Source organism: Comamonas sp. wu1-DMT, assembly GCF_040187805.1.
GTDB lineage: Bacteria > Pseudomonadota > Gammaproteobacteria > Burkholderiales > Burkholderiaceae_C > Comamonas > Comamonas thiooxydans.
This window is the reverse complement of the sequence record NZ_JBANEM010000004.1, coordinates 12856-39349: the sequence shown is the minus strand read 5'-3', so window position 1 is coordinate 39349 and position 26494 is coordinate 12856. Positions and strand designations below refer to the sequence as shown.

Below are 26494 nucleotides of genomic sequence, written 5' to 3'. Positions count from 1 at the left end.
ATCGCTTACCTATAAAGAGATAGAAGCTATCAAATCTGATCAAGCCTTGATCAGATTGAGCACGGCTTGCGGATAGATGATGTGCTCCTGCACCAGCACGCGTGCAGCCAGCAGCTCGGCCGTGTCACCCTCCAGCACGGGCACCACGGCCTGTTCCAGGATGGGGCCCACGTCGAGCTCGGCCGTCACGCGGTGCACGGTGCAGCCCGCAAACTTGCAGCCCGCATCGATCGCTCGCTGATGGGTGTGCAGACCGGTGAAGGCCGGCAACAGCGAGGGATGGATGTTGATCAGCCGGCCCTCATAGTGCGCAACAAAGCCTGGCGTGAGAATGCGCATGAAACCGGCCAGCACCACCAGATCGGGCGCATGGCGATCGATGACCTGCGTCAGCTCGGCATCAAAGGCCTCGCGGCTGTCGAACTGTTTGTGATCCAGAACCTCGGTGGCGATGCCGTTGTCCCGCGCGAACACCAGGCCCTTGGCCTCGGCCTTGTTGCTCACCACGGCGCTCACGCGGGCGTTGTACTGCTTTGCCCAGTTCTGCTGCTGGGATGCACGCACAATGGCAGCCATGTTCGAGCCGCCGCCCGAGATGAGGATCACGATGTTTTTCATGGGCGGCAATTGTCGCATTGACGGACAAACCCTATCGGGTTTGCACCAGTTCCTGTGCGCAGCCCTAAGACTTTCGAGGAGATCCCATGCCGTTTGACCCACGCAACACCCCTTTGAGCGCCATCGAAGCCCGCGTTCTGGCCACGCTGATGGAAAAGGCCCGCACCGTGCCCGACAGCTATCCGCTCACGCTCAACAGCCTGGTCACGGGCTGCAACCAGAAGTCCAGCCGAGATCCGGTGATGGAGGTCAGCGAGGGCGAAGCCCAGGAGGCACTGGACAGCCTGCGCCTCAAGACCCTGTCGGTCCAGATCAGCAGCGTGCGCTCCACACGCTGGGAGCACAACTTCCCGCGCGGCATTGGCGTGCCCGACCAGTCGGCCGTGCTGCTGGCCCTGCTGATGCTGCGCGGCCCTCAGACCGCTGGCGAGCTGCGCATCAACTCCGAGCGCTGGCACCGCTTTGCCGATATCTCCTCGGTCGAAGCCTTTCTCGACGAACTGCGCGAACGCAGCGAGGAAAAAGGCGGCCCGCTGGTCGTGCAGTTGCCGCGCGCCCCTGGCGCCCGCGAACAGCGCTGGGCCCACCTGCTTTGCGGCCCGGTGGATGTCAACGCCCTGGCTGCAAGTACCGGCAGCGCCAGCACAGGCGGCAATGCATCGGCCCTGCAGCAGCGTGTGGATGCGCTCGAAACCGAAGTCGCCCAACTGCGCGCCACCGTGCAGATGCTGTGCGAATCGCTGGGCGTGGAACCGCCTGCTGCCTCGGCTGAATAAATCCAGACAGAAACTGATAGCTGCCGGCCTTTATCCAGTAAGCGCTGGCAGCATGTTTCATTACAAACGACAGGCCGGCGCTAAGAACTGGCTCACGCCACGCAAAGACAGGCAGGCGCAGCCGCTCAGAGGGATGCTCATCCCTGGGGTTTCCCGCCATTTGTCGCAACCCGGACAGCCAGAAAAAGAACGTGCGTGCTACAAATCTCCAGCATTTGCAGGAGACAACGCATGGACTTGGCATTCACCCCTGAAGAACAGGCTTTTCGCGAAGAGATCCGCAGCTGGGTGCGGGCAAATCTGCCCGAGGATATTGCGCACAAGGTGCGCAACGATCTGCACCTGACGCGCGAGGACATGCAGCGCTGGGCCAAGATTCTGGGCAAAAAAGGCTGGCTCGGCTACGGCTGGCCCAAGGAATTCGGCGGCCCCGGCTGGAGCGCCGTACAAAAGCATTTGTTCGAGGAAGAATGCGCACTCGCCGGCACGCCGCGCATCGTGCCCTTCGGCCCCGTGATGGTGGCGCCGGTCATCATGGCCTATGGCACACCGGAGCAGCATCGGCGCTTTCTGCCCGGCATCGCCAGCGGCGAAGTCTGGTGGAGCCAGGGCTATTCCGAACCGGGTTCGGGCTCGGACCTGGCCAGCGTCAAGACCCGCGCCGAACGCGTGGGCGACAAATACATCGTCAACGGCCAGAAGACCTGGACCACGCTGGGCCAATACGGCGAGTGGATCTTCTGCCTGGTGCGCACCAGCAACGAGGGCAAGCCCCAGACCGGCATCAGCTTCCTGCTGGTCGACATGAAGTCGCCGGGCGTGACCGTGCGCCCCATCAAGCTGCTGGACGGCTCTCACGAAGTCAACGAGGTCTTTTTCGACAATGTGCAAGTGCCTGCCGACCAACTGATCGGCGAGGAAAACAAGGGCTGGACCTATGCCAAGCACCTGCTCAGCCACGAGCGCACGAATATCGCCGATGTGAACCGTGCCAAGCGCGAGCTGGAGCGCCTCAAGCGCATCGCCAAGACCGAAGGCGTCTGGGAAGACCAGCGCTTCCGTGATCAGATCGCCCTGCTGGAGATCGATGTGATCGCGCTGGAAATGCTGGTGCTGCGCGTGCTCTCGGCCATGAAGTCGGGCAAGAACCCGCTGGACATTGCCGGCCTGCTCAAGATCAAGGGCAGCGAGATTCAGCAGCGCTACTCCGAGCTGATGATGCTGGCCGCAGGCCCCTACTCCCTGCCCTATATCCAGGAAGCCATGGAAGCCGGCTACCAGGGCGACTTTCCCGGCAACGTGCTGGGCAATGCGCCGCTGGCCGCGACCTACTTCAATATGCGCAAGACCACCATCTATGGCGGCTCCAACGAGGTGCAGCGAAACATCGTGGCTCAGACGGTTCTTGGCTAGCCAAGAACCGTCTTCGCTTTGCGAAACAGGACTACTCCCCCGTGCCCCCTCCGGGAGGGGGTTCTAGATTGAGCTTCGCTGGGCTGGCTTGGCACTTCGCGCCAATTGCGGCCTGGTGGCAGGAGACAAATATGGATTTCGATTTTTCCGACGATCAGCAACAACTGCGCGATGCCGTGGCCCGCTGGGTGGACAAGGGCTATACCTTCGAGCGCCGCCAGAGCATTGCCAAACAAGGCGGCTTCTCGCGCGAGGTCTGGAACGAGCTGGCCGAGCTGGGCCTGACGGCCCTCACCGTGCCCGAGCAATATGGCGGCCTGGGCCAGGGCGCGGTCGATGTGATGGTGGTCATGGAGGAACTGGGCCGCGGTCTGGTGATGGAGCCTCTGACCCAGGCTTTCGTGGCCTCCGCCTTGCTCGGTCAGTTCGGCGACGAAGCCGTCAAGCAAGCCTGGCTGCCCCGTATCGCCAGCGGTGAAAAGCTGGTTGTGCTCGCATCGCAGGAGCGCAAGGCGCGCTACCAGATTGATTTTTGCGCCGCAAAAGCCTCTAAATCCGGCGATGGCTATACGGTAGATGCTACGAAAAACATTGTTCCTGCAGGCGACCAGGCCGACGCCTTCATCGTGCCGGCACAGCTCGACGGCAAGATCGCGCTCTTCCTCGTCGAGAACGGCAGCGAAGGCGTCGCCACCAAGCCCTATGCCACGCAGGATGAGGGTCGCGCGGCCGATCTGGTCTGCCGGTCAGCAGCGGCCACCCTGATCACCACCAATGGCGTGGCTGCCCTCACCCTGGCACAGGATGTGGCCAATGCCGCTCTTTGCGCCGAAGGCGTCGGCGTGATGGAGCAGACGCTCAAGCTCACCACCGAGTACATGAACCAGCGCAAGCAGTTCGGCGTGGTGATCTCCAGCTTCCAGGCCCTGCGCCACCGCGTGGCCGATATGAAGATGCAGCTGGAGCTGGCTCGCTCCATGAGCTACTACGGCACGCTCAAGCTGGTCGCGCCTGCCGAGGAGCGCCATGTCGCCATCGCCCGCGCCAAGGTGCAACTGGGCCAGTCCATGCGTTATGTGGGCCAGCAGGCCGTGCAATTGCATGGCGGCATCGGCGTGACGGACGAATATGTGGGCAGCCACTATTTCAAGCGCCTGACCCAGATGGAGATGACGGGCGGCGACACCTTGCACCACCTGGGCACGGTATCGGCCCATATGCAGGACAGCGCCGGCGTCTTTGCCTGAAAGCCTGCATCAATATTCATCAAAATCACGGCAACTGCATTCAACCCAAAACTAAAAGTCAACAGCACGCTTCGGCGTGCTGTTTTGCTTCCTGCATGCACTATGGGCCCTATCGCTCTTCCTATGATTCTTGCGCCATTCACAAGAATCAAAGGAGACATGCATGAGCAAGCAAGACAGCGAAAAGTATCTGCTGGAGTCCATCCGCCTGGCCATGGGCAATGTCAAGGGCCGCGAATCCGCGACCTGGCCTTTCGGTGCCGTGCTGGTGCGTGACGGCAAGGTCCTGGCGCGCGCCGTCAACCAGGTCGATGAGCTCTGCGACCCCACGGCCCACGCCGAGATGCAGGCGCTGCGCATTGCCGCCAAGGCCCTGGGCAGCACGGATCTGTCCGGCTCGGTCATGTATGCCAGCGGCTATCCCTGCTCCATGTGCCACACCGCCATGCTGCTGGCCGGCGTGAAGCAGGTGTACTTCGCCTACTCCAACGAAGACGGCGAGCCCTACGATCTGTCGGCTGCGCGCGGCTATGAGGAACTGGCTCGCCCCGAAGGCCGGCGCGAACTGCCCGTCATCAGCCACCGAGTGCGCGATGCCGGCGAGGACCTGTACCAGGCCTGGCAAAAGGCCGTGGACGAAGATCGCGCCACGGTCTAGCCAACACTGGCTCCAGCCGCTATCAAGAACAAAGCCCTGAATGACGAGTTCAGGGCTTTTGCATTCTGGAGAACCTCAGGTCAGCAGATAGTCCACCGGTTTGAGCGGCGCCGGAACCTGGGGGTCACCCAGCGACTGGCTGAGGCTGATCTCAATGCTGCGACAGATGCTGTCCAGTGCCAGGTCGTTGCTTTCCATGCCGAATGGCTCTTCCAGCTCGTCACCCAGCACATCGAGACCGTAGAAGGTATAGGCCACGATGGCTACGACAAACGGCGTCATGAAGCCCGTGATGTCCACCAGACCGAAAGGCAGCAAAAAGCAGTACAGATGGGCCGTGCGGTGCAGCAGCAAGGTGTAGGAAAACGGAATCGGCGTATTGCGGATGCGCTCGCAGGAGGCTGCAGCCGTCGTGAAGCCGTTGAGGGTGCGGTCCAGCTCCACGGCCAGGCAGGGGTCTATGCGCTGCTCGCGCACGCACTGGCCCAGATCCTTGCCCATGGCCAGCATCAGCGCATCGGTGCGCTGATTCAGCGGCAGCAGCTGCAGGCGCTGCCACTCGGCATGGGTCAGCCATTGCTGGGCCGCCACATCGTCCTTGAGGCCGCGCAGCTGGGCCCGCAGCACATGAGAAAAAGCCACGGCCCGATGCACCATGCGCACCCGCACATCGTTGGCCCGCTGGCGCGGGTCTACGGGGTGATCGAGCTCGATCAGGCTCAGGCACTGGCGCGCCAGCGTGCGTGCATAGATCACGATCTCGCCCCAGAGCTTGCGTCCCTCCCAGTAGCGCGCATATGCGGTGTTGTTGCGAAAGCCCAGAAAAATCGCCAGCGGCAGGCCGATCAGGGTGAACGGAATCGGCGTGATGGGGATCTTGGTGTGGAACAGCGTGCCATGCGCCACGGTGACGATGATGGCCAGCACGATATTGACGGCAAGCACACCTTTGATGCGTTGCAGCACCGAGCCCCGGACAATCCACAGCAGCTTGAAGCCCGACGGGCGATCTCTGACGATCATGAAAACGAGAAATAAGGTCTAAACCCGAATTCAATCACAAGCATGCGGGGATTTCAGCCGGCGCCGAGAACTCCCACTGCGGCAGTAGGCAGCCCGTGCCGCGCCAGCACGGCACATGCGGCATCTGCTGCACATGGGCAGCGAACCCCGAAAGACGGTGCCAGACGGCCAGCCAGCATAAGAAAAGCCCCGCATTGCAAGGCTTGGACCGCGCTGGAGGGCTCAGGCTGCTTGCAGGCTGGCGGCGCTCACGCGCTGCGCCAGGCGCAGGCGACTGATGAAGCCGATCTGGCGCAGGGCTTCGGCAAACTCCTGCTCGGTGCCGCGCTCGGTACGCGAGGCCAGCTCGGCAAACAGGCCGGCGCGCGTGTAGTGGCGCACGCAGGCGATGAAGGGAAAGCCATGGCGCGTGCGATAGGCCTGGTTCAGCTCGGCCAGGCGCTCGCCCTGCTCCTGCGCCAAATCTCCCAGCCCCGCGCTTTGCTGCTCCTGCTGGGAGTCAACGGTCAGCGTGCCGGAGCGCACGGCGCTGGCCGACAGCTCGGGGTGGCCACAGAGAAAGCGCAGGGTCTGCTCACGCGGGCTGCCATGCACGGCGGCCAGCATGGCCTGGTGCAGTGCGTCCAGGCTGGCAAAGGGGCGCTGCTGCGCTGCAGCCTCGGCCACCCAGGGGGCGTATTCAAAAACCTCGCCGAGCGCGGCAGCAAAGTCTGCGTGCGTCATGACGTTGAGCTCGTCGAGCGTGGGGATGGAGGAGGTAGTGGTGCTAGTCATGAGGCCAGTGTAGGAAGCGCGTTTCCCGCCTCACAGTGCTGGCTTGTTATAGCCCGTATAGCAGCCGGCTACGTCGATGCCGTCAGCACCTGCGAGGCCTGATTGAGCAGAGCGCGCAGCCAGATATGGGAGGCATCCCGGTGCCGGGACGAATGCCAGAGCTGGTAGAAGCGCATGACGCGGTTGCCCATGGGCAGAGGCACCATGGCCAGCGGCAACCGTTTGGCGTGATAGGCCGCGAAATGACGGCTGGTGGTCAGCAGCAGGTCGGTGCCCACCAGCAGATCCGGCGCCATCGAGAAATGCGAGCATTGCACGCGGCCGTCACGGCTCACGCGCATGGTGCCCAGACTGCTCTCCACCACGCCGCGCTGATCGGGCGAATAAGGCGTAAACACCACATGCGCGGCCTGCAGATAGTGCTCGGCCGTGAGCCGGCCCGGCCCGGCCAGAGGATGCGTTTCATCGAGCAGGCAGACCACCTCGTCCTCGAGCAGCGTGGACATGTGCAAATGCTCGGGCGGGCTCGGCCAGTTGCCGATGACGATATCCACCTCGCCGCTTTGCAGGGCCTGCTCGTAGTCGAAGTTCTGGCCCAGCGGCAGCAGGACCAGCCTCGCGCCCGGTGCCTGCACTCGCATGAGCTGGACCACGCGCGCCATGAAGGGCGGTGCCAGATAGTCGGGCATGGCGATGGTGAAGCGCAGTTGCGTGGTCTCGGCCACAAATTCCTTGCCGACGCTCAGCAGCCCGTCGATCAGGCCCAGCGCCGCACGCGCCTGCTCCACGGCCTGAAGCGCGCGCGCCGTCGGCACCATGCGGTTCTTGTCCCGCACCAGCAAAGGGTCGTTGAAGATGGCCCGCAATCGCCGCAGCGCCGCGCTGATGGCCGGTTGTGACTGATTGAGGCGTATTGCCGCGCGCGACACGCTTTTTTCGCTGATCAGGGTGCACAGCACGCGCAGCAAATAGGTATCGAACGGTTCTTCGCTGCGAGACACGTGTTTTCCCTAGAGATATGCATTTTGCTATGCGGCTCATAGCAGGCGCTTAGTTTCGCATATCGCCACAAGTCGCGACCATGCAAGTGTCCGCAAACCCAACAACAAATTTCCGAGACAAGGACTTGCCATGAGTGCTCATCATGTGCCGATCAGCGGCACCGCTGCTTCCGTCGATCAGGTCGACGCCACCTATTCCAAGATTTCCTGGCGCCTGCTGCCCTTTCTGGGCGTGCTGTGGGTGCTGGCCTGGCTGGACCGCGTCAACATCGGCTTCGCCAAGCTGCAGATGCTCGACGACCTGAAGTTCAGCGAAGCCGTCTACGGCCTGGGTGCCGGCATCTTCTTCATCGGTTACTTCCTGTTCGAAGTGCCGTCCAACATGTTGCTGCAGAAGATAGGCGCCAAGAAGACGGTGATGCGCATCACCATAGGCTGGGGCCTGATCTGCATCTTGCAGGCCTGGGTGACAACACCGACCCAGTTCTACATCCTGCGCTTTCTGATGGGCGTGTTCGAGGCCGGCTTCTACCCCGGCATCATCCTCTACCTGACCTACTGGTATCCGTCCAAGCGCCGCGCCAAGGCCTTCGGCACCTTCATGTCGGCCTCGGCCATCGCCGGCGTCATCGGCGGCCCGCTGGCTGGCGGCATCATGACCTGGGCTGCAGGCGCGCACGGCATGCACGGCTGGCAGTGGCTGTTCATCATCGAAGGCATCCCCTCGGTGCTGGCCGGCATCTTTGCCTACTTCTACATGACCGACCGCCCCGAGGAAGCCAAATGGCTCACCGACACGGACCGCGCCGTCGTGCGCCAGCAACTCGAAATCGACCAGAAGGCCCAGGGCGAGCGCCACAGCGACTGGCGCACCCTGTTCGGCAACCCCATGGTGTGGCTGCTGATCGCCGTGTTCTTCTGCCTGCTCTGCGCCAACTCCACGCTGACCTTCTGGATTCCCACCGTGATTCGCGAAGCGGGCTTCACCTCGCCCATGCAGGTGGGCTGGATCGCCGGTGCCGCCTATCTGCTCGGCGCGGCCGGCATGATCATCAACGGTCGCCATTCCGACCACCGTGGCGAGGTACGCTGGCACTTCGCGGGCTCGGCCCTGCTGGGCGCCGTGGGCATGCTGGCCCTGGCCTTCACCATGGGCATGGACAGCATCCCCGTGATCGTGGCGCTGACGGCCATGGTCCTGGCACTGGTGGGCACCATGAGCGCGATCCCCGTCTTCTGGCAGATGCCCAATATGCTGCTCAGCGGCGGCGCTGCTGCAGTGGGCGTGGCGCTGATCAACTCGGTGGCCAATCTGGCCGGCTTCGGTGCCCCTTATCTGATGGGCGTGATCAAGGCCTCCACCGGCAAGGTCGCTCCGGGCCTGTACCTGGTGGCCATCGTGGAAGCGCTGGCAGCCGTTCTCGCCATCGCCTTCGTCGCCCGCGTCCAGCGCCGCAAGAACGTCTGAAGGAGTCATCCCGCATGCATCCCACACCCACACCGACCCCGTCGCGCCGACGGTTCGCACTCTCGGGCCTCGTGCTCGGCGCCTCGGCCCTGACAGGCACACACGGCGCGCTGGCCGCCGACACCCCCCCCGGCAGTGCCGGCCCAGGCCACCGGCCCCATCGTGCTGCATGGTGTCAGCCCGCGCCTGACCATGCATGCCGTGGACACCTTCCATGGCTCTGCAGCCACGGGCTTGCGCATCGACTTTTCGCGCTTCGACGGCGAAACCTATGTGCCGATACGCAGCTTTGTCGTGAACGCCAACGGCCGGGCCGACGAACCGCTGCTGATCGACGACAGCTACCGCAGCGGCCGCTACGAAATGCTGCTGCACGTGGACGAGTACTTTGCTGCCAAGGGCGCCAAGCTGCCGCGCCCGGCCTTTCTGTCCAAGGTGCCGGTGCGCTTCCAGATCGTGAACACGGCAGAGCGCATCCATCTGCCCATCCAGTTCGGCCCTTGGAGCTATACCTATTCGCGCGGCAGCTGAGCCGGCATATCCGCGCTCTATCGCAACCCATCGAAAGACCACTATGGCAGGCATCAGCACCCATGTACTCAACCTCACCACCGGTCGCCCCATAGACGGCATGCGGGTGGAACTCTACGACGTGGCGCAGACCCCGGCGCAGCGCCTGAACAGCACCCGTACCAATGCCGACGGTCGCACCGACGCCCCCATGCTGCCCGCCGCCGCGGCCCGCACCGGGGACTTCGAGCTGCGCTTTTACACAGGCGAGCATTTCAAGGAGCCCACGGCGCTGTCGGAAGAAGTGTTGGTGCGCTTTTCCATCTTCGACGCGGCCCAGCACTACCACGTGCCCATGCTGTGCTCGCCGTGGTTCTTCAACACCTACCGCGGCAGCTGATTTTTTACCAAGGAGAACGACTCGATGAACAACGAAAACGACAGCGGCAAATACCTGCTTGAATCCATACGCCTGGCCATGGGCAATGTCAAAGGCCGCCAGCAGCCCACCTGGCCCTTCGGCGCCGTGCTGGTCAGGAACGGTCAGGTGCTGGCCCGCGCCGTCAACCAGGTCGATGAGCTCTGCGACCCCTCGGCCCACGCCGAGATGCAGGCCCTGCGCATAGGAGCCAAGGCCCAGGGCAGCACCGATCTGTCGGGGGCCGTCATGTATGCCAGCGGCTACCCTTGCTCCATGTGCTACACGGCCATGTTGCTGGCCGGCGTGAAGCAGGTGTATTTCGCCTACTCCAACGAAGACGGCGAGCCCTACGATCTGTCGGCCGCGCGCGGCTATGTGGAACTGGCCAAGCCCGAGGAGCAGCGCGAGATGGCCCTGATCGGCCAGCGCGTGCGCGACGAGGGCGAAGACCTCTACGAAGCCTGGCAAAAAGCCGTCTCCACCACAGTCTGAACGCGTTTCTGTCCTCTTGCTCCTGCCCCGCGGCGCCAGCCCGGGGCTTTTTTTTACGCCCTAGCTGCGCCAGCGTGATCCACGCGGCACATGGGCCACGAGAAACTCCATCTGGTCGGCCAGAATGCGGCGGTTTCTCAGGATGAAGTCCTCCCACAGCGTGGGCGTGTAGGGGGTGTAGAGCAAGGGCATGCGGGCCTGCTCCGGCGTTCTGGCCCCCTTGCGGTGGTTGCAGGCGCGGCAGGCCGTGACCAGATTCATCCAGCTGTGCTGCCCGCCGGTGCTCACGGGGACAATGTGCTCGCGCGTGAGATCGCTCTCATGGAAGCGCCGCCCGCAATAGGCGCAGACGCAGCGGTCACGAGCAAAGAGCTTGCCATTGGTCAGACCCGGCAGCAGCTCATGCGGGTTGATGTTCGGCATGCCCTTGGTGCCGATGATGGAGTTGATGTGAATGACTGACTGCTTGCCGGTCACCGCATTGTGGCCACCGCGAAAGCAGGCGATTTCGACACCGGCTTCCCAGCGCACATCTTCTGCTGCGTAATGCAGCGCCGCCTGCTCCAGCGTTACCCAGGACTGCGGCAGCCCCTGGGCTGTCAGCTTCAAGACTTTCACAACCAGCCTCCATACAGTCAAACTTGGACCACGGAAAACAGACAAGCGTCTTGGCGCTTTTGAGCACAATCGTGCAGCCTCCACAGCTGCCTGATTTGAAGCAATATACTCTGAAACTATGTCAAATTGACGGCTTGTGTCGCATGCATCGGCGCCAGTTGCTATAAATAACAAAGCAGTCCATGAAGATTTTCCGCGGCATCAATCATCCCGGCCTAGCCCCGGCCTGCGCTGTGACCATTGGCAATTTTGATGGTGTACACCGGGGACATCAAGCCATGCTCGGCCTGCTCAAGGCCGAGGCCGCCCAGCGCGGCATCCCCAGCTGCGCCATGACCTTCGAGCCGCACCCGCGCGACTACTTTGCCAAGAAGCTGGGCAAGCCCGAGATGGCCCCGGCCCGCGTGGGCACGCTGCGCGACAAGCTCAGCCAGCTCGAGGTCTGCGGCGTCGATCAGGTCGTGATCCTGCCCTTCAACCAGGCCCTGGCCGGCCAGAGTCCCGAGGACTTCATTCAAGACGTGCTGATCTCGGGCCTGGGCGCCAAGTACGTGCTGGTGGGCGACGACTTCCGCTTTGGCTCCAAGCGCGCCGGCGATTACGCCATGCTGGACAACGCCGGCCAGGCCCTGGGCTTTGATGTGGCCCGCATGAACAGCTATGAAGTCCATGGGCTGCGCGTCTCCAGCACGGCCGTGCGCGAGGCCCTGGCCGCCGGCGACATGCACCAGGCCGCCAAGCTGCTGGGCCACCCCTACCGCATCTCGGGCCATGTGGTGCATGGCCGCAAGCTGGGCCGCAAACTGGCCGAATCAATGAGCGGAGCCGAGGACGGCTTTCGCACGCTGAATCTGCGTTTCGACCACTGGAAACCTGCCGCCAGCGGCATTTTTGCCGTGCTGGTGCATGGTCTGACGGACAAGCCGCTGCAGGGCGTGGCCAACCTGGGCGTGCGCCCTTCGCTGGACCCCAACGACATCAACGGCGGCCGGGTGCTGCTGGAGACCCACTGTTTCGATTGGCCCGCCCAACTGGGTGGAGAAGGTGCCTACGGTAAAATCATCCGCGTGGAACTTCTGCACAAACTGCACGACGAGCTGAAGTATGACAGTCTCGATGCCCTGACGGTCGGCATCGCCAAGGACTGCGATGACGCGCGCGCGTTTTTCGCCTCGGCCCACATACCGTCTCACACCTCGTCGCACACAGAGACCCGTCGCCAGACCACGCGCGACCGAATTTGAAGCTCGCTGCTCGCACGTCCCAGGCGCAGCAGCGCACTGGCGCTCACCTCACCATTCACGCCCAGGCAGAACTGCCCGGGCACCGCATTGCTTTCAAGGTTTCCCATGTCTGATTCGAAGTCCAACAAGCCCGAAGCGTCCGCTTACCGCGCCACGCTGAACATGCCCGACACCCCTTTCCCCATGCGCGGCGACCTGCCCAAGCGCGAACCCGCCTGGGCCAAGGAATGGGATGACCAAGGCATCTACAAGAAGCTGCGTGACGCCCGCAGCGGCGCGCCCAAGTTCATCCTGCACGACGGCCCTCCATACGCCAACGGCAAGCTGCACATTGGCCATGCGGTGAACAAGATCCTCAAGGACATGATCGTCAAGAGCCGCCAGCTCGAAGGCTTCGACGCGCTCTACGCACCGGGCTGGGACTGCCACGGCCTGCCCATCGAGAACGCCATCGAGAAACTGCATGGCCGCAACCTGCCACGCGACGAGATGCAGGCCAAGAGCCGCGCCTTTGCCGCCGAACAGATCGAGCAGCAGATGGTGGACTTCAAGCGCCTGGGCGTGCTCGGCGACTGGGATCATCCCTACAAGACCATGAACTACGCCAACGAGGCCGCCGAGCTGCGTGCCTTGAAGAAGGTGATGGAGCGTGGTTTTGTCTACCGCGGCCTCAAGCCCGTGTACTGGTGCTTTGACTGCGCCTCCTCGCTGGCCGAGTTCGAGATCGAATACGCCGACAAGCAAAGCCAGACCCTGGACGTGATGTTCCCCGCTGCCGAGCCAGCCAAACTGGCCGCAGCATTCGGCCTGGACAAGCTCGACAAGGAAGCCTTCATCGTCATCTGGACGACGACGGCCTGGACCATCCCCGCCAACCAGGCACTGAACGTCAACCCCGATCTGGAATACAGCCTGGTGGACACCGAGCGCGGTCTGCTGATCGTGGCCTCCGCCCTGGTCGAGAAATGCCTGGCCCGCTGGAAGCTGGAGGGCCGCGTGCTCGCCACCGCCAAGGGCGAGAAGCTCGACCACATGCCCTTCAAGCACCCTCTGGCCCATGTGGACAAGGGCTTTGACCGCATCTCGCCCGTGTACCTGGCCGAATACGCCACCGCCGACGACGGTACCGGTATCGTGCATTCGGCCCCGGCCTATGGCGTAGACGACTTCAACAGCTGCATGTCCAACGGCATGGACTACAAGCAGATCCTGAACCCCGTGCAGGGCAACGGCGTGTACGCGGCCGACCTGCCCATGTTCGGCGGCCAGCATATCTGGAAGGCCGTGCCCGTCATCCTCGACGCCCTGAAGGTCGCGGGCCGCCTGATGGACACCACCACCATCAGCCACAGCTATCCGCACTGCTGGCGCCACAAGACGCCCGTCATCTACCGCGCTGCCGCCCAGTGGTTCATCCGCATGGACGAAGGCGAAGGCGTGTTCACCGATCCCGCGCAAAAGCCCGAGAAGACCCTGCGCCAGATCGCGCTGGACGCCATCGAGCAAACCAACTTCTACCCACAAAACGGCCAGGATCGCCTGCGCGCCATGATCGCCGGCCGTCCCGACTGGTGCATCTCGCGTCAGCGCAGCTGGGGCGTGCCCATCCCCTTCTTCCTGCATGTGGACACGGGCGCTCTGCACCCTCGCACCATGGAGATCATCGACCAGGCGGCCGCCATGATCGAGCAAGGCGGCATCGAGGCCTGGAGCCGCGTCAGCACCGAAGATATCCTGGGCGCCGAAGAGGCCAAGAGCTATACCAAGAGCACCGATATTCTGGAGGTGTGGTTCGACTCGGGCTCCACCTTCTGGCATGTGCTGCGCGGCACCCATCCCGAGCACCACCACGACCACGGCCCCGAGGCCGACCTGTACCTGGAAGGCCACGACCAGCACCGCGGCTGGTTCCACAGCTCGCTGCTGCTGGCTTCGGCCATCTTCGGCCGCGCGCCCTATCGCGGCCTGCTGACCCACGGCTTCACCGTGGACGGCCAGGGCAAGAAGATGTCCAAGTCGCTGGGCAACACCGTGGCCCCGCAGGACGTGTCCAGCAAGATGGGCGCGGAAATCATCCGTCTGTGGGTGGCCTCGACCGACTACTCGGGCGACCTGGGCATCGACGACAAGATCCTGGCCCGCGTGGTGGACGCCTATCGCCGCATCCGCAACACGCTGCGCTTCCTGCTGGCCAACACCAGCGACTTCGATGCGAGCAAGGACGCCGTGGCCTACGGCGAGATGCTGGAGATCGACCAGTTCGCGCTGGCCCGCTCGGCCCAGCTGCAGCAGGAAATCCTGGCCCACTACAAGGTCTACGAGTTCCACCCCGTGGTCGCCAAGATCCAGCTGTTCTGCTCCGAAGACCTGGGCGGCTTCTACCTGGACGTGCTCAAGGATCGCCTCTACACCAGTGCCCCCAAGAGCCTGGCACGCCGCTCGGCCCAGACCGCGCTCTACCAGATCACCCAGGCGCTGCTGCGCTGGATGTCGCCCTTCCTGTCCTTCACGGCCGAGGAAGCCTGGAAGATCGTGGGCCACAGCGAATCCATCTTCCTGGAGAAGTTCACCGAGCTGCCCGCCGGCGATGAAGGCCTGCTGGCCAAGTGGACGCGCCTGTGCGAGATCCGCAACCAGGTCAACAAGGACATCGAAGTGGTGCGCACCACCGGCGCCGTGGGCTCCTCCCTGCAGGCCGAAGTCACGCTCACGGCCGAGCCCGAAGACCTGGCCCTGCTGCAAAGCCTCAAGGACGATCTGAAGTTCGTCTTCATCACCTCGGCAGCGACTGCCGTGGCCGGTGATGCGCTGACCACTACCGTGAAGGCCAGCGAGCATGCCAAGTGCGAGCGCTGCTGGCACTACCGCGAAGACGTGGGCGTGAACCCCGAGCACCCCTCGATCTGCGGCCGCTGCGACAGCAATCTGCACGGCACGGGCGAAGTCCGCACCAAGGCTTGAGTCTTCAAAAAGTGAGCTGCCAACGTATGCTGGCAGCCATTTTCAGCATTTATTCTTGCTGAAATCCTTTTGAGTCAAGCGCTAACCGCTATCAAAAAACCTTAGCAAAGAGCTGCCATGAGCAACACCCAGACCTCCTCCGCAGGCCTTGGCCGTATCTGGCCCTGGCTGCTGTGGGCGCTTGTCATCATCGGCGTGGATCAGGTCACCAAGCAGATGATTCTGAGCCACTACCAGTATGGGGACTGGACTCCCATCACCAGCTTCTTCAACATCGTGCGCGCGCACAACACGGGCGCCGCCTTCTCCTTCCTTGCGGGCGGCAGCGGCTGGCAGCGCTGGCTGTTCGTGGCCATAGGCGTGATTGCCACCGTGCTCATCGTCTGGCAGCTGCGCAAGCACCCTGGCGAGAAGATGTTCTGCCTGTCGCTGTCCAGCATTCTAGGCGGGGCCATCGGCAATGTGGTGGACCGCCTGCAGCACGGCTATGTGGTGGACTTCCTGGACTTCTACTGGGGCAGCAGCCACTTTCCGGCCTTCAACGTGGCCGACATGGGCATCACGCTGGGCGCCATACTGCTGATCCTGGATGAGGTTTTGCGCGCAAAACGCGCCAAGAACCAGAGCGTGTAAGCGCCAGTCGCTTTCCATAGGCAAGGCCCGCTGCCTCTCCAGCAGACAGCGGGCCTTGCTTATTCCGCCCCGCTCCGGCAGGATTCGGCCGACTCGTAGATGGGCTCGGCAGCACCTTCAGGCATATCGCGCCGAATATGGCTGCCCGCAGACAAGATGATGCCGCCCCGGACCGCGGACTGAACCAGCGTGATGTGCGTCAGCTGTTCTTGCTCGGCCATCTGCTATACCTGCCGCTGATTGATCCATGCAATCTGCGCCGGCCCGAGCAGCGTGGAGATGGACAGCAATACCGCCACCACCCATTGCTAGATGCGCAGCGGCCGCCTGGGCTTGCCGCGCCGCAAATGCCATAGCTGCCATGGCTGCCAGCAACATCAAAAGAAAGCTCACCGCAGCAGCACCGGGCATGGCAGGAATCATGAACCCGCCTTTTTAATAGCATCGAACGCAATACCGATATACGGAAAACTCGGTCGCCTCTGAAATCTCATCCGTAGAAACGATGTTTCGAATAATTCGTTTTTGTTCTATTGTGTTCCTTATTCCGCACTTATTTGTGCGTGAAGAGTGAGCCATCGGGGCAGACCGGCCTCACTCAGGGGTATATTAGGTCGCTCCTTCGCGGGCAGAACATGAAGCATTTATTGAATCTTTTAGCAGCCATTGCCCTGTTGATCTGGGGCTCTCAGATGGTTCGCACCGGCGTTCTGCAGGTCTTCGGCGCAAACCTGCGCAACATTCTCGCCCGCAGCATGAGCAACCGTTTCTCGGCAGCACTATCTGGCATGGGCGTCACGGCCCTGGTGCAATCAAGTACGGCCACCTCGCTGATGACCTCGTCCTTTGTAGGCCAGGGTCTGATCACCCTGCCCTCGGCCCTGGCCGTGATGCGCGGTGCCGATGTCGGCACGGCTCTGATGGCCGTGCTGTTCTCCACCGATCTTTCTTGGCTGTCGCCGCTGTTCATCTTTGTCGGCGTGGTGCTCTATATCTCGCGCAAGGACTCCAAGCCCGGTCGTATCGGCCGCGTGCTCATCGGCCTGGGCCTGATGCTGCTGGCCCTGCGCCTGGTGGTGGAAGCCACCGAGCCCCTGCTGCAGGCCCCTGCCGTGCGCACCCTGCTGGCCTCGGTCAGCAGCGATCTGTTCATGGAATTGCTGCTTGGTGCGGTACTGGCCGTGCTGGCCTACTCCAGCCTGGCCGTGGTGCTGCTGATTGCGGCCATGGCCAGCTCCGGCGCCATTCCGCTGGATGTGGCTCTGGGCCTGACCCTGGGCGCCAATCTGGGCAGCGGCCTGGTCGCGGCGCTCACCACCGCCAAATCGGCGGTGGAGGAGCGCCAGGTCACCATAGGCAATCTGCTGTTCAAGATCATGGGCGTGGCCATCGTCGCGCCCTTTATCGGGCTGTGGTCGCAGTACGCCCAGCCCTATCTGGCCAACGCCGGCCAGAACGTGGTGATGTTCCATCTGGCGTTCAATATCTTCAACAGCCTGTGCTTCATCGGCCTGACCCAGCTCGTGGCCCGCTGGGTGACTGCCATGCTGCCCAAGCCCGAGGAAGAAAGTGCGGCCAAGCTGCTGCGCCCACGCCACCTGGACCCCTCGGCCCTGTCCACCCCTTCGCTGGCCATCACCTGTGCCGTGCGCGAGTCACTGCATCAGGCCGACGTGGTGGAGTCCATGCTGATCGGCCTGCAAAAAGTGGCTGAAACCGACGATGCCAAGCTCTCCGAGGAAGTGCGCCACCTGGAAGGCACGGTGGACGATCTGTACTCGGCCATCAAGTACTACATGACCAAGATCTCGCGCGCCGAACTCGACGAGCGCGAAGGTCAGCGCTGGACGGAAATCATCAGCTTCACCATCAATATGGAGCAGATCGGCGACATCATCGAGCGCGTGCTGCTGGATCTGGAAGACAAGAAGATCAAGAAGGGCCGCCAGTTCTCGGCCGCCGGAAAACAGGAAATTCACGAGCTGACCCAGCATCTGCTGGACAATCTGCGCCTGGCCATGAGCGTCTTCCTCAACGGCAATGTGCGCGAGGCGCAAAAGCTGCTCGAGGAAAAAGCGCGCTTTCGCGATCTGGAACTGGCCTACTCGGCCACCCATCTGGAGCGCCTGTCGCAGCACACGGTTTCGAGCATAGAGACCAGCTCCCTGCATATCGACATGATCAGCGACCTCAAGCGCATCAACTCGCTGCTGTGCTCGGTGGCCTACCCGATTCTCGAGCAGGCCGGAGCCCTGGCGCCCAGCCGGCTCAAGTCCACCGCACTGGAGAACCAGCGCTAGCTGCTCTGCCGCCCTACCATCCCATGTAGGCGGCAAGCACCAGGGAGGCCTCGGGGGTGAAACGCCCCTGCAGCATCCAGCCCTGGACCTCGGTCAGCTCCAGCCGCTCGAAACGCTGTACCTCGCCATCCTGATTCACAGGCTGCAGCGCATCGGGCACCAGGGCCGAGAACCAGTCTATGCGCTCGACCATATAGCCCTGTCCCTCTGCTTCGTCGCTGGGTCTTGCGAACATCACATTTCCGCCGTGCCGAAGCTCGCCGAGTTCTGCCACATGCAGACCGGCCTCCTCCCAGGTTTCACGCGCCAGTGCCTCGACCAGACCATCTGTCGCCGAGACCATGCCGCCCATCAAGGTATCCCACATGCCGGGGTTGTTGGCCTTGTCCTCCGAGCGCTGCTGCACCCAGATCAAGCCATCCGCGCAAACGCCCACCAGATGCACGGCTCTGGTGGCAATGCCCAGCGGCCGCACGGCACCACGCTCGACGGTGGCCAGTTGCCGGCCCTCGGCATTGCAGACCGCCAGTTGTTCGTTGCGCCAGGCACCGGCAAGACCGGCGCTGCGCATGGCCTGTGCCAGCCGGTTCAGATTGTCCGTCGCCCCGCCCTGGCCTTCCAGCCGCCATTGCCCGGCCAGCAGCCTCAGCGCTATTCCGTGGGCCACCAGCAGATCAGACCCCAGCTTGCGCGCAAAGTCTTCCTCGATACTGCCGATCTGCTGATCATCAATGCACAGCGGCTGGCGCGGGCGCAGAGGCTGCCTGCTGGCCATGGCCTGCTGTGCCTGCAGCCATTGCTGCTGGAGCGACGTGGTTTGCTGCTTCATGAAAAATCTCCCAAGCCTGCATTGTGCTCAGCTTCGCAAAACGGGAAGGCTTGCATCACTATTGAGGGCTACCGGTTTGCCGCCAACTGCCGCCGCCACACGGTGTGACAGGCCCAAAGACCAACGGTCGCACGTTACAGTGGCAACCCATGAATTCCCCCCTGAAACCCGCCACGGTCGCCATGCTCAGCCTGGCTCCGGCACTGTGGGCCGGCAATGCCATCGTGGGCCGACTTGCTCACGACCTGATCTCGCCCTTTGCACTCAACTTCCTACGCTGGTGCATCGCCTTTGTGCTGCTGTTGCCGCTGGCATGGCGGGTGCTGCGCAAGGACAGTCCGATCTGGCCACTGTGGCGGCAGTACATGCTGCTGGGACTGCTGGGCATAGGCTGCTACAACGCCTTGCTGTACTTGGCGCTCAAGACCTCGACTCCGCTGAACGTGACGCTGGTGAGCTCGAGCATGCCGGTCTGGATGCTGGCCATAGGCCGGCTGTGCTGGGGCATTCGCATCAGCCGCCGGCAGATGGGCGGGGCTTTGCTGTCAGTGCTGGGCGTGGCGGTGGTGATGTCGCGCGGCGACTGGCAGACGCTGCTTGCTCTGCGCTTTGTGCCCGGCGACCTGTTCATGGTGCTGGCGACGATTGCCTGGGCTTTCTACACCTGGCTGCTGTCGCGCAGCACCGGCCCCCAGGAAGTGAAATCGCACTGGGCCAGCTTTCTGCTCGCACAGATCGTTTTCGGCCTGCTCTGGTCCGGCCTTTTCACGGGCGGCGAAGCCTTGCTGGGCGAGTTCCGCCTGGTGCCGGGCTGGCCGCTGCTGGGCAGCCTGCTGTTCATCGCCGTGGGCCCGGCCATCCTGGCCTACCGCTTCTGGGGCATGGGCGTGCAGCGCTCCACGCCCGCCATTGCGGGCTTCTTCGGAAATCTGATTCCGCTGTTCACGGCCCTGCTGTCGATTCCCGTGCTCGGCGAAACCCCGCACCTCTACCACGCGCTTGCGTTTGCGCTGATCGTGACCGGCATCGTCGTGTCATCCCGCAAATAAGCGGCTTCCCACCCAGACAAAAGCCCCGCATTGCGGGGCTTTGTCGTTTCAGCACTCGATCACGGATCAGTAAGTGCCGGGATACAGACCGCCGTCGGGCAGGATGTTCTGGCCCGTCATATAGCCGGCCTGGCGGCTGCACAGGAAGGCACAGATGGCGCCGAACTCTTCGGCCGTGCCAAAGCGCTTGGCAGGGATCTGGGCAGCCTGGGCCTGGCGCACGGCATCCAGGTCCTGGCCGCTCTTGTTGGCCGCAGCCTGATGGGTTGCCACCAGACGGTCGGTGTCGAACTTGCCGGGCAGTATGCTGTTGATGGTCACGCCCTTGGCGGCGATGCCCGAACGCGCCAGGCCGGCCACAAAGCCCGTCAGACCGCTGCGTGCACCGTTGGACAGGCCCAGGATGTCGATGGGCGCCTTGACCGCGCTCGAGGTGATGTTGACGATGCGACCGAAGCCACGCGCAGCCATGCCATCCACCGTAGCCTTGATCAGCTCGATGGGGGTCAGCATATTGGCGTCCACCGCCTTGATCCAGGCCTCACGATCCCAGGTGCGGAAGTCGCCAGGAGGCGGGCCACCGGCGTTGGTCACGACGATGTCGTAGTCCTTGCCCGGGCCGCCGGCGGCTTCGAACACTGCGGTGCGGCCTTCTGGCGTGGTGATGTCTGCGGCGACACCGATGACCTTGATCTGAGGAGCAATGGCTTGCAGCTTCTGCACGGCCAGCTGCAATGCCTGGTCGTTTCTGGCGTTGATGACCAGATTCACTCCCTCTTCGGCCAGAGCCTTGGCACAGCCAAAACCCAAACCCTTGCTGGCGCCGCAGACCAGAGCCCAGCGCCCGGCGATACCAAAGTCCATGTCAGTGTCCTTTCACACAGTTTCCAAGCCGGACAAACTGCCCGACGCTATCAAAATCAATAACCGCTAGAGCTTTATCAGAAAGCGCTGGCATCCAATTTCATGCTCAATGACTGCGACCATGAAACAGCTTGTGGTGCAGCCTGCGCAGCGACCACCAGACGCCCAGTGCCACAACCGGAATGGCCACGGCCGCCGTCGACTCGGGCGACCAGGGCCAGCCCAGCTTCTGCCCGCCCTTGGCCAGATAGCTGATCAGGCCGGTGATGTAGTAGGTGATGGCCGCGACCGACAGGCCTTCCACCGTGGACTGCAGCTTGAGCTGGGTGCCCTGGCGGTCGTTCATCGTGCCCAGCAGCTGCTGGCTGCTTTGCTGCTGCTCGATCTCGACGCGCGTGCGCAACAGACTGCTGACACGGGAGACTCGCTCGGACAGCGCATTCTGACGGCGTGTCGCCCATTCGCAGGTGGCGCGCGCAGGTGTAAGTCGCCGGTCCATGAATTCACGGATGGTCTGGATGCCATCCACCCGCGTCTCCTGAATTTCCTGAATACGCCTGTCTACCAGCTCGAAATAGGCGGAACTGGCCGAGAAGCGCGAATGCGTGGCCGCATATTCGCTCTCCACCTGGCCCGCCAGCCGCGTCAGGCGGTCCAGCAGCGCCGGTTCGGTGTCGCGGTCGGCAGCGCGGATGGCATTGGCCAGTTCGGCCAGTTCACGCTCGGCCGTGGCCAGCACGGCTGCAGCCTTGCGTGCGGCGGGCAGGCCCAGCAGCGCCGCCATGCGATAGGTCTCGATCTCCAGCACGCGCTGCACCAGACGGCCCAGGCGGCGCGGGGACAGATCGGCACCGGCGAGCAGCAGCATGCGCGAGAAGCCGTCAGGGTGAATCGCAAAGTCGGTAAAGATGGCCCCCGCACCGCCGGAGACGCGCGAGCCGACCAGGGTATCGGCCTGCAACATATGACGCATCAGATATTGCGGGTCCACATCCTGCTCGTTCAGCGCCCACAGATGCAGACTGCTCAGGCACTGCCCTGGCAGGGTTGCCAGCCAGTCGCGCGGAACGGCGTCAATGGCTGTCTCGGGCTCGCGCACATCGGCCACGCCGGCTTGGGCCATGGGCGTCGTGAAGGTCCAGGCCACGAACTCGGTGTGCTGCTCCCAACGCAGGCGAAACGCACCCAGGTCGATCAGCACATGGGTGGTTGCCGCATCGGGCAGAGGGCGATGGTGGTTGCGCAGCAGGGCCGCCACATGCTCGCGGCTGGCTTCACGCTGTGCCGCATCGGTGAGCATCACGATATGCGTGATGGCCAGAGGGGCCTGCATGATTTCCGCAGGACGGGCATGAATTTCGTTGTGCAGCAAGACCCGCTGAGGGTGCTGCGCGGGCAATAAAGACAAGGCCATGCAATCTTTCGAATAACTGCAGCTATTTTGCCGCCCTAATCCATAGTCCCAGAAACAAAGGTCCTCATATAAAAAAAAGCGGCCCCGGAAGGGCCGCTTTAACGATGATCAGCGATCAGGTTGACGATCAGTCTTCCACGAAAGCTTCTTCACGCTTGTTCTTCACTGCGGGCATCAGCACGATCACCAGCAGCACCACGGCAGCAGCCAGCAGGCAGGCGGAGATGGGGCGGGTCACGAACACGGACCAGTCACCACGCGACAGCAGCAGGGCACGGCGCAGGTTTTCTTCCATCATCGGGCCCAGGATGAAGCCCAGCAGCAGAGGAGCAGGTTCGGTACCCAGCTTGTGGAACACATAGCCGATGAAGCCGAAGATACCGACCATCCACACGTCCCAGACGTTGTTGTTGGTACCGTACACGCCGATCGCGCAGAACAGCACGATGGACGGGAACAGCCAGCGATAAGGCACGGTCAGCAGCTTGATCCAGACGCCGATCAGCGGCAGGTTCAAGATGATCAGCATCAGGTTGCCAATCCACATGGAGGCGATCAGACCCCAGAACAGTTCGGGGTTGCTGGTCATCACCTGAGGACCGGGCTGGATGTTGTGGATAGTCATGGCACCCACCATCAGCGCCATCACGGCGTTGGGAGGAATACCCAGGGTCAGCAGAGGAATGAACGATGTCTGAGAGCCGGCGTTGTTGGCGGATTCAGGAGCGCACACACCACGGATATTGCCTTGACCGAAAGGAACTTCGCCGGGCTTCAGCTTGGTCTTCTTTTCGATGGTGTAGGCAGCGAAGGCCGACAGCATGGCACCGCCACCGGGCAAGATACCCAGGGCCGAACCCAGAGCCGTACCGCGCAGCATGGCTGGCAGCATGCGCTTGAAGTCTTCGCTTGTGGGCAGCAGACCCGTCACCTTGGCAGCGAACACTTCGCGCTCGTCGTCGGGCTTGGACAGGTTGGCAATGATTTCGCCGTAGCCGAACACACCCATGGCGATCACGACGAAGTCGATGCCGTCGGTCAGTTCAGGAATGTCGAAGCTGTAACGAGCCACACCGGAGTTCACGTCGGTTCCGACCATGCCCAGCAGCAGACCCAGCACGATCATGGCGATCGCCTTGAGCAGCGAACCGGAAGCCAGCACCACGGCACCGATCAGACCCAGGGTCATCAGCGAGAAGTATTCAGCGGGGCCGAACTTGAAAGCCACTTCGGTCAGGGGTGGAGCGAAGGCAGCCAGGATGACGGTGCCCACGCAGCCGGCGAAGAAGGAGCCGATACCAGCCGCTGCTAGCGCAGGGCCTGCTCGACCTTTTCGCGCCATCTGGTAGCCGTCGATCACGGTCACCACCGACGAGGATTCACCTGGCAGGTTCACCAAAATGGCAGTGGTGGAGCCACCGTACTGGGCGCCGTAGTAGATACCGGCCAGCATGATCAGCGCCGCCACGGGGGGCAGAGCGTAAGTGGCGGGCAGCAGCATGGCGATGGTCGCCACGGGGCCAATGCCGGGCAGCACGCCGATCAGCGTACCGAGCAAACAGCCCACAAAGCAGTAGATCAGGTTCTGGAACGTGAAAGCCACGCCAAAACCCGTCGACAAGTTCTGAATCAGATCCATGGACGATGCTCCTGATTAGCCTGCAATGAAGCTAGGCCACACTGGGAACTGCAGATTCAGCGCCCACACGAAAGCGAAATAGCTACCCACTGCCAGCACGGTGGCCAGGATTGCTGTTTCCTTGAAGTTGAAACTATGACCGCCCAGGCTGGCGATGAAGACCAGCGCATAGATAGCGATGATCAGACCGAACTGAGGGATACCCACAGCAGGCACGCCCACCAACAAGATGCCGAAGGCAAAGTTGGCTGCCAGGATGAAGAACACCTGCCTCCAGGCCCACTTACCGATCTTGTCACCACCTTCGGGGCCCTTGGTCAGGCCGCCGACGCAGATGGCTGCACCCAGGATGGCCATGAGCACACCCAGGATCAGAGGGAAGTAACCTGGACCCATACGGGCGCCGGTGCCAATGGTGTAGTTGGAAGCGCCGATCGCAAATGCGAGACCGACGGCCAAGAACATCAGACCGGAGAAAAAGTCTTTTTGGCTCTTGATTTTCACAAAACGTCTCCTTACGGAAATCACGACTTGGCGATTCTCGTTTCATAGAAATGCCAAATTGATGTGGATTCCACCTACAGAGGGCATACCCTAATGCCGACGCTTTGTACACATTTACCGCATTCAACCCAGGCCAATGCCGGCCTGCACTTGCTACACCAGCCAAGAAGCAAGCACTAGCACCCGGACTTTCAGATTTCGCTCATCAGCGGCGTGCAGGCCAGCACCTCGGGCAAGGTGGTCACGCCCTCGGCAACGCGCAAAGCCCCGGCCAGGCGCAGAGGGCGCATGCCGTCCTGCACGGCCTGACGGCGCAGAACGTCCATGGACGGGGCATCGTGAATCTGCTTCTTGAGGGCCTCGGTCACCATCAGCAGCTCGTACAGGCCCATGCGGCCTCGGTAGCCTGTCATGCGGCAATCCTCACAACCCACGGGCTTGTAGGGCTGGTAACTGCCGGTCAGCTTCCAGGGCCTGACCGATTCGGCCAGATCCTCGGGCTTTGCGTCTTCATCGCGCACCTTGCAGCTGGAACACAGCGTGCGCACCAGACGCTGGGCCAGCACGCCCAGCAAGGTGGCGTTGATCAGATAGGAAGGTACGCCCAGCTCCATCAGGCGGCTGACGGCGCTGGGCGCATCATTGGTATGCAGCGTGGAGAAGACCAGGTGGCCGGTCAGTGCAGCCTGCACCGCCATCTCGGCAGTGGCCAGATCGCGAATCTCGCCCACCATGATGATGTCCGGGTCCTGACGCATCAGCGCACGCAGGCCCTCGGTGAAACCGAAGTCGAGCTGGGGCTGAACCTGGGTCTGATTGAAGCTGGGCTCGATCATTTCGATGGGGTCTTCCACCGTGCTGACATTGACCTCCTCGGTCGCCACACGCTTGAGCGTGGAGTACAGCGTGGTGGTCTTGCCCGATCCCGTGGGGCCGGTGACCAGGATGATGCCGTGCGGACGCTTGACCAGATCTTCCCAGCGCTGCGCGTCATGGACACTGAAGCCCAGCGCATCCAGATTCTTGACCGTGTTCTCCGGGTCGAAGATGCGCATCACCATCTTCTCCCCAAAAGCCGTGGGCAAGGTGGACAAGCGCATTTCCACCTCCTCGCCGCGCGGGTTGCGCGTCTTGATGCGGCCATCCAGTGGGCGGCGCTTTTCGACCACGTCCATGCGCCCCAGCAACTTGACGCGCGCCACCATGGCATTCAGCACGCCCATGGGCATCTGGTAGACCGGATGCAGCACACCATCGATGCGAAAGCGGATCACGCCCTGCTCGCGCCTGGGCTCCAGATGAATGTCGCTGGCCCGCTGGTCGAAGGCATACTGCCACAGCCAGTCCACCACGCGCACCACGCCCTGGTCGTTGGCATCGAGCTGCTTGTTGCTTTTGCCCAGCTCCACCAGCTGTTCAAAACTGGCGCCGCCGGTCGCGCCACCGGCTTTCTCCGCCGCACGCACGGACTTGGCCAGGGCGAAGAACTCTGCCGTATAGCGCTTGATATCCTGCGGATTGGCCACCACGCAGCGCACGCTGCGGCGTGCCTGCCGCTCCACCTCGCTCACCCAGTCGCTGATGAAGGGCTCGGCCGTGGCAATCACCACCTCCTTGGCGGTCACCTGCACGGGCAGTACCTTGTGACGCTCGGCGTAGCTGGCGCTCATGACCTCACCCACGCGGCCCACATCCACGCGCAGCGGATCGATGCGCAGATAGGCCAGACCGCTGCGCTGTGCCAGATACTGGGTCAGGGTCTCCAGATCCAGCGGCTGACGCGTCTGGGCGCCGACAACACCTACATTGGCAAGCCGCACCAGCGGCAGTTGCGCGCTCTCTGCGGCCGAGCAGCGCGCAATCGTGCGCTCGGCCTCCTGCGCCGTGATCACAGCGTCTTCCTGCAACCATTGCACCAGCTTGCGCCAGTCCAGCGGTCCCTGGTATTGAGCAGGCTTGATGGACTGGGACAGAAGGGATTCAGTCAATGACATGGGCGGCAGTGGCAACAAAACTGCCTTGACTGTACCGCCATCGG

24 protein-coding genes and 1 pseudogene are annotated in these 26494 nt (G+C 62.8%); 13 read left to right on the top strand and 12 right to left on the bottom strand.

The window, feature by feature from the left end:
• Nucleotides 1-39: 39 nt before the first annotated feature.
• A complete protein-coding gene (purN, locus tag V8Z78_RS07925; protein WP_034362742.1) occupies nt 40-618 on the bottom strand; it encodes a phosphoribosylglycinamide formyltransferase in 579 nt (192 codons plus the stop codon).
• A gap of 86 nt (nt 619-704) precedes the next feature.
• Between purN and V8Z78_RS07920 the strand changes: the two genes are divergently transcribed.
• The 4 genes from V8Z78_RS07920 to V8Z78_RS07905 all read left to right on the top strand — a co-directional run bounded on the left by V8Z78_RS07920 (nt 705) and on the right by V8Z78_RS07905 (nt 4712).
• Nucleotides 705-1394: a YceH family protein gene (locus tag V8Z78_RS07920; protein WP_003067883.1), complete on the top strand. Its 690-nt coding sequence runs from the start codon at nt 705-707 to the stop codon at nt 1392-1394.
• Between the two features lie 231 nt (nt 1395-1625).
• A complete protein-coding gene (locus V8Z78_RS07915) occupies nt 1626-2807 on the top strand; it encodes an acyl-CoA dehydrogenase family protein (RefSeq protein ID WP_012837189.1) in 1182 nt (393 codons plus the stop codon).
• Nucleotides 2808-2938: 131 nt separating this feature from the next.
• Nucleotides 2939-4054, top strand: coding sequence for an acyl-CoA dehydrogenase family protein (locus tag V8Z78_RS07910; protein ID WP_349731209.1), 1116 nt, complete (start codon nt 2939-2941; stop codon nt 4052-4054).
• A gap of 163 nt (nt 4055-4217) precedes the next feature.
• On the top strand, nt 4218-4712 hold the full coding sequence (locus V8Z78_RS07905; RefSeq protein WP_046462581.1) for a nucleoside deaminase: 495 nt from the start codon (nt 4218-4220) through the stop codon (nt 4710-4712).
• A 75-nt stretch (nt 4713-4787) separates the two neighbouring features.
• Here the strand turns inward: V8Z78_RS07905 and V8Z78_RS07900 are convergent, their stop codons facing one another.
• The 3 genes from V8Z78_RS07900 to V8Z78_RS07890 all read right to left on the bottom strand — a co-directional run bounded on the left by V8Z78_RS07900 (nt 4788) and on the right by V8Z78_RS07890 (nt 7510).
• Nucleotides 4788-5735, bottom strand: coding sequence for a bestrophin family protein (locus V8Z78_RS07900; RefSeq protein ID WP_046462580.1), 948 nt, complete (start codon nt 5733-5735; stop codon nt 4788-4790).
• Between the two features lie 222 nt (nt 5736-5957).
• Entirely contained in the window at nt 5958-6509 is a 552-nt protein-coding gene (gene uraD, locus V8Z78_RS07895) for a 2-oxo-4-hydroxy-4-carboxy-5-ureidoimidazoline decarboxylase (RefSeq protein ID WP_349731208.1), read from the bottom strand.
• Between the two features lie 68 nt (nt 6510-6577).
• Nucleotides 6578-7510 carry a LysR family transcriptional regulator gene (locus tag V8Z78_RS07890; protein ID WP_349731207.1) on the bottom strand — a complete coding sequence of 311 codons (933 nt, stop codon included), beginning with the start codon at nt 7508-7510 and terminating at the stop codon, nt 6578-6580.
• Nucleotides 7511-7640: 130 nt separating this feature from the next.
• On the opposite strand from V8Z78_RS07890, the gene V8Z78_RS07885 reads away from it, so the two are divergent.
• The 4 genes and pseudogenes from V8Z78_RS07885 to V8Z78_RS07870 all read left to right on the top strand — a co-directional run bounded on the left by V8Z78_RS07885 (nt 7641) and on the right by V8Z78_RS07870 (nt 10401).
• Entirely contained in the window at nt 7641-8978 is a 1338-nt protein-coding gene (locus V8Z78_RS07885; protein WP_046462578.1) for an MFS transporter, read from the top strand.
• 14 nt (nt 8979-8992) lie between these two features.
• A pseudogene (locus V8Z78_RS07880) lies at nt 8993-9509 on the top strand (hydroxyisourate hydrolase).
• A gap of 43 nt (nt 9510-9552) precedes the next feature.
• A complete protein-coding gene (uraH, locus tag V8Z78_RS07875; RefSeq protein ID WP_003066142.1) occupies nt 9553-9888 on the top strand; it encodes a hydroxyisourate hydrolase in 336 nt (111 codons plus the stop codon).
• A 24-nt stretch (nt 9889-9912) separates the two neighbouring features.
• Nucleotides 9913-10401: a nucleoside deaminase gene (locus tag V8Z78_RS07870; protein WP_012837180.1), complete on the top strand. Its 489-nt coding sequence runs from the start codon at nt 9913-9915 to the stop codon at nt 10399-10401.
• A gap of 60 nt (nt 10402-10461) precedes the next feature.
• On the opposite strand, the gene V8Z78_RS07865 is transcribed toward V8Z78_RS07870, so the two are convergent.
• Nucleotides 10462-11019 (bottom strand): HNH endonuclease, encoded by a 558-nt coding sequence (locus tag V8Z78_RS07865; protein WP_003066139.1) that lies wholly within the window; start codon nt 11017-11019, stop codon nt 10462-10464.
• A 182-nt stretch (nt 11020-11201) separates the two neighbouring features.
• Between V8Z78_RS07865 and V8Z78_RS07860 the strand changes: the two genes are divergently transcribed.
• From V8Z78_RS07860 to lspA, 3 genes are all read left to right on the top strand, one after another.
• Nucleotides 11202-12263 (top strand): bifunctional riboflavin kinase/FAD synthetase, encoded by a 1062-nt coding sequence (locus V8Z78_RS07860; protein WP_349731206.1) that lies wholly within the window; start codon nt 11202-11204, stop codon nt 12261-12263.
• Nucleotides 12264-12368: 105 nt separating this feature from the next.
• Complete coding sequence (ileS, locus tag V8Z78_RS07855) at nt 12369-15224, top strand: isoleucine--tRNA ligase (RefSeq protein ID WP_349731205.1); 2856 nt, start codon at nt 12369-12371, stop codon at nt 15222-15224.
• A 117-nt stretch (nt 15225-15341) separates the two neighbouring features.
• Nucleotides 15342-15857: a signal peptidase II gene (gene lspA, locus V8Z78_RS07850; RefSeq protein WP_012837177.1), complete on the top strand. Its 516-nt coding sequence runs from the start codon at nt 15342-15344 to the stop codon at nt 15855-15857.
• 59 nt (nt 15858-15916) lie between these two features.
• Here lspA and V8Z78_RS07845 read toward each other — a convergent pair whose 3' ends face one another.
• Nucleotides 15917-16078 (bottom strand): hypothetical protein, encoded by a 162-nt coding sequence (locus V8Z78_RS07845; RefSeq protein WP_349731204.1) that lies wholly within the window; start codon nt 16076-16078, stop codon nt 15917-15919.
• 414 nt (nt 16079-16492) lie between these two features.
• Between V8Z78_RS07845 and V8Z78_RS07840 the strand changes: the two genes are divergently transcribed.
• On the top strand, nt 16493-18157 hold the full coding sequence (locus V8Z78_RS07840) for a Na/Pi cotransporter family protein (protein ID WP_034362175.1): 1665 nt from the start codon (nt 16493-16495) through the stop codon (nt 18155-18157).
• 13 nt (nt 18158-18170) lie between these two features.
• On the opposite strand, the gene V8Z78_RS07835 is transcribed toward V8Z78_RS07840, so the two are convergent.
• Entirely contained in the window at nt 18171-18986 is an 816-nt protein-coding gene (locus V8Z78_RS07835) for an NUDIX hydrolase (protein WP_003066129.1), read from the bottom strand.
• Between the two features lie 149 nt (nt 18987-19135).
• On the opposite strand from V8Z78_RS07835, the gene V8Z78_RS07830 reads away from it, so the two are divergent.
• Nucleotides 19136-20035, top strand: a complete 900-nt coding sequence (locus V8Z78_RS07830; protein WP_046462573.1) for a DMT family transporter — start codon at nt 19136-19138, stop codon at nt 20033-20035.
• Nucleotides 20036-20101: 66 nt separating this feature from the next.
• On the opposite strand, the gene V8Z78_RS07825 is transcribed toward V8Z78_RS07830, so the two are convergent.
• The 5 genes from V8Z78_RS07825 to tfpB form a co-directional block, all read right to left on the bottom strand.
• A complete protein-coding gene (locus V8Z78_RS07825; RefSeq protein ID WP_003066126.1) occupies nt 20102-20899 on the bottom strand; it encodes an SDR family oxidoreductase in 798 nt (265 codons plus the stop codon).
• A 106-nt stretch (nt 20900-21005) separates the two neighbouring features.
• Nucleotides 21006-22313 carry a DUF3422 family protein gene (locus tag V8Z78_RS07820; RefSeq protein ID WP_034356463.1) on the bottom strand — a complete coding sequence of 436 codons (1308 nt, stop codon included), beginning with the start codon at nt 22311-22313 and terminating at the stop codon, nt 21006-21008.
• Between the two features lie 127 nt (nt 22314-22440).
• Nucleotides 22441-23952, bottom strand: coding sequence for a tripartite tricarboxylate transporter permease (locus V8Z78_RS07815; RefSeq protein ID WP_003066124.1), 1512 nt, complete (start codon nt 23950-23952; stop codon nt 22441-22443).
• Between the two features lie 15 nt (nt 23953-23967).
• A complete protein-coding gene (locus V8Z78_RS07810) occupies nt 23968-24456 on the bottom strand; it encodes a tripartite tricarboxylate transporter TctB family protein (protein ID WP_003066123.1) in 489 nt (162 codons plus the stop codon).
• A 191-nt stretch (nt 24457-24647) separates the two neighbouring features.
• Nucleotides 24648-26450 carry a type IV pilus assembly ATPase TfpB gene (gene tfpB, locus V8Z78_RS07805; protein ID WP_057091595.1) on the bottom strand — a complete coding sequence of 601 codons (1803 nt, stop codon included), beginning with the start codon at nt 26448-26450 and terminating at the stop codon, nt 24648-24650.
• Nucleotides 26451-26494 lie beyond the last annotated feature (44 nt).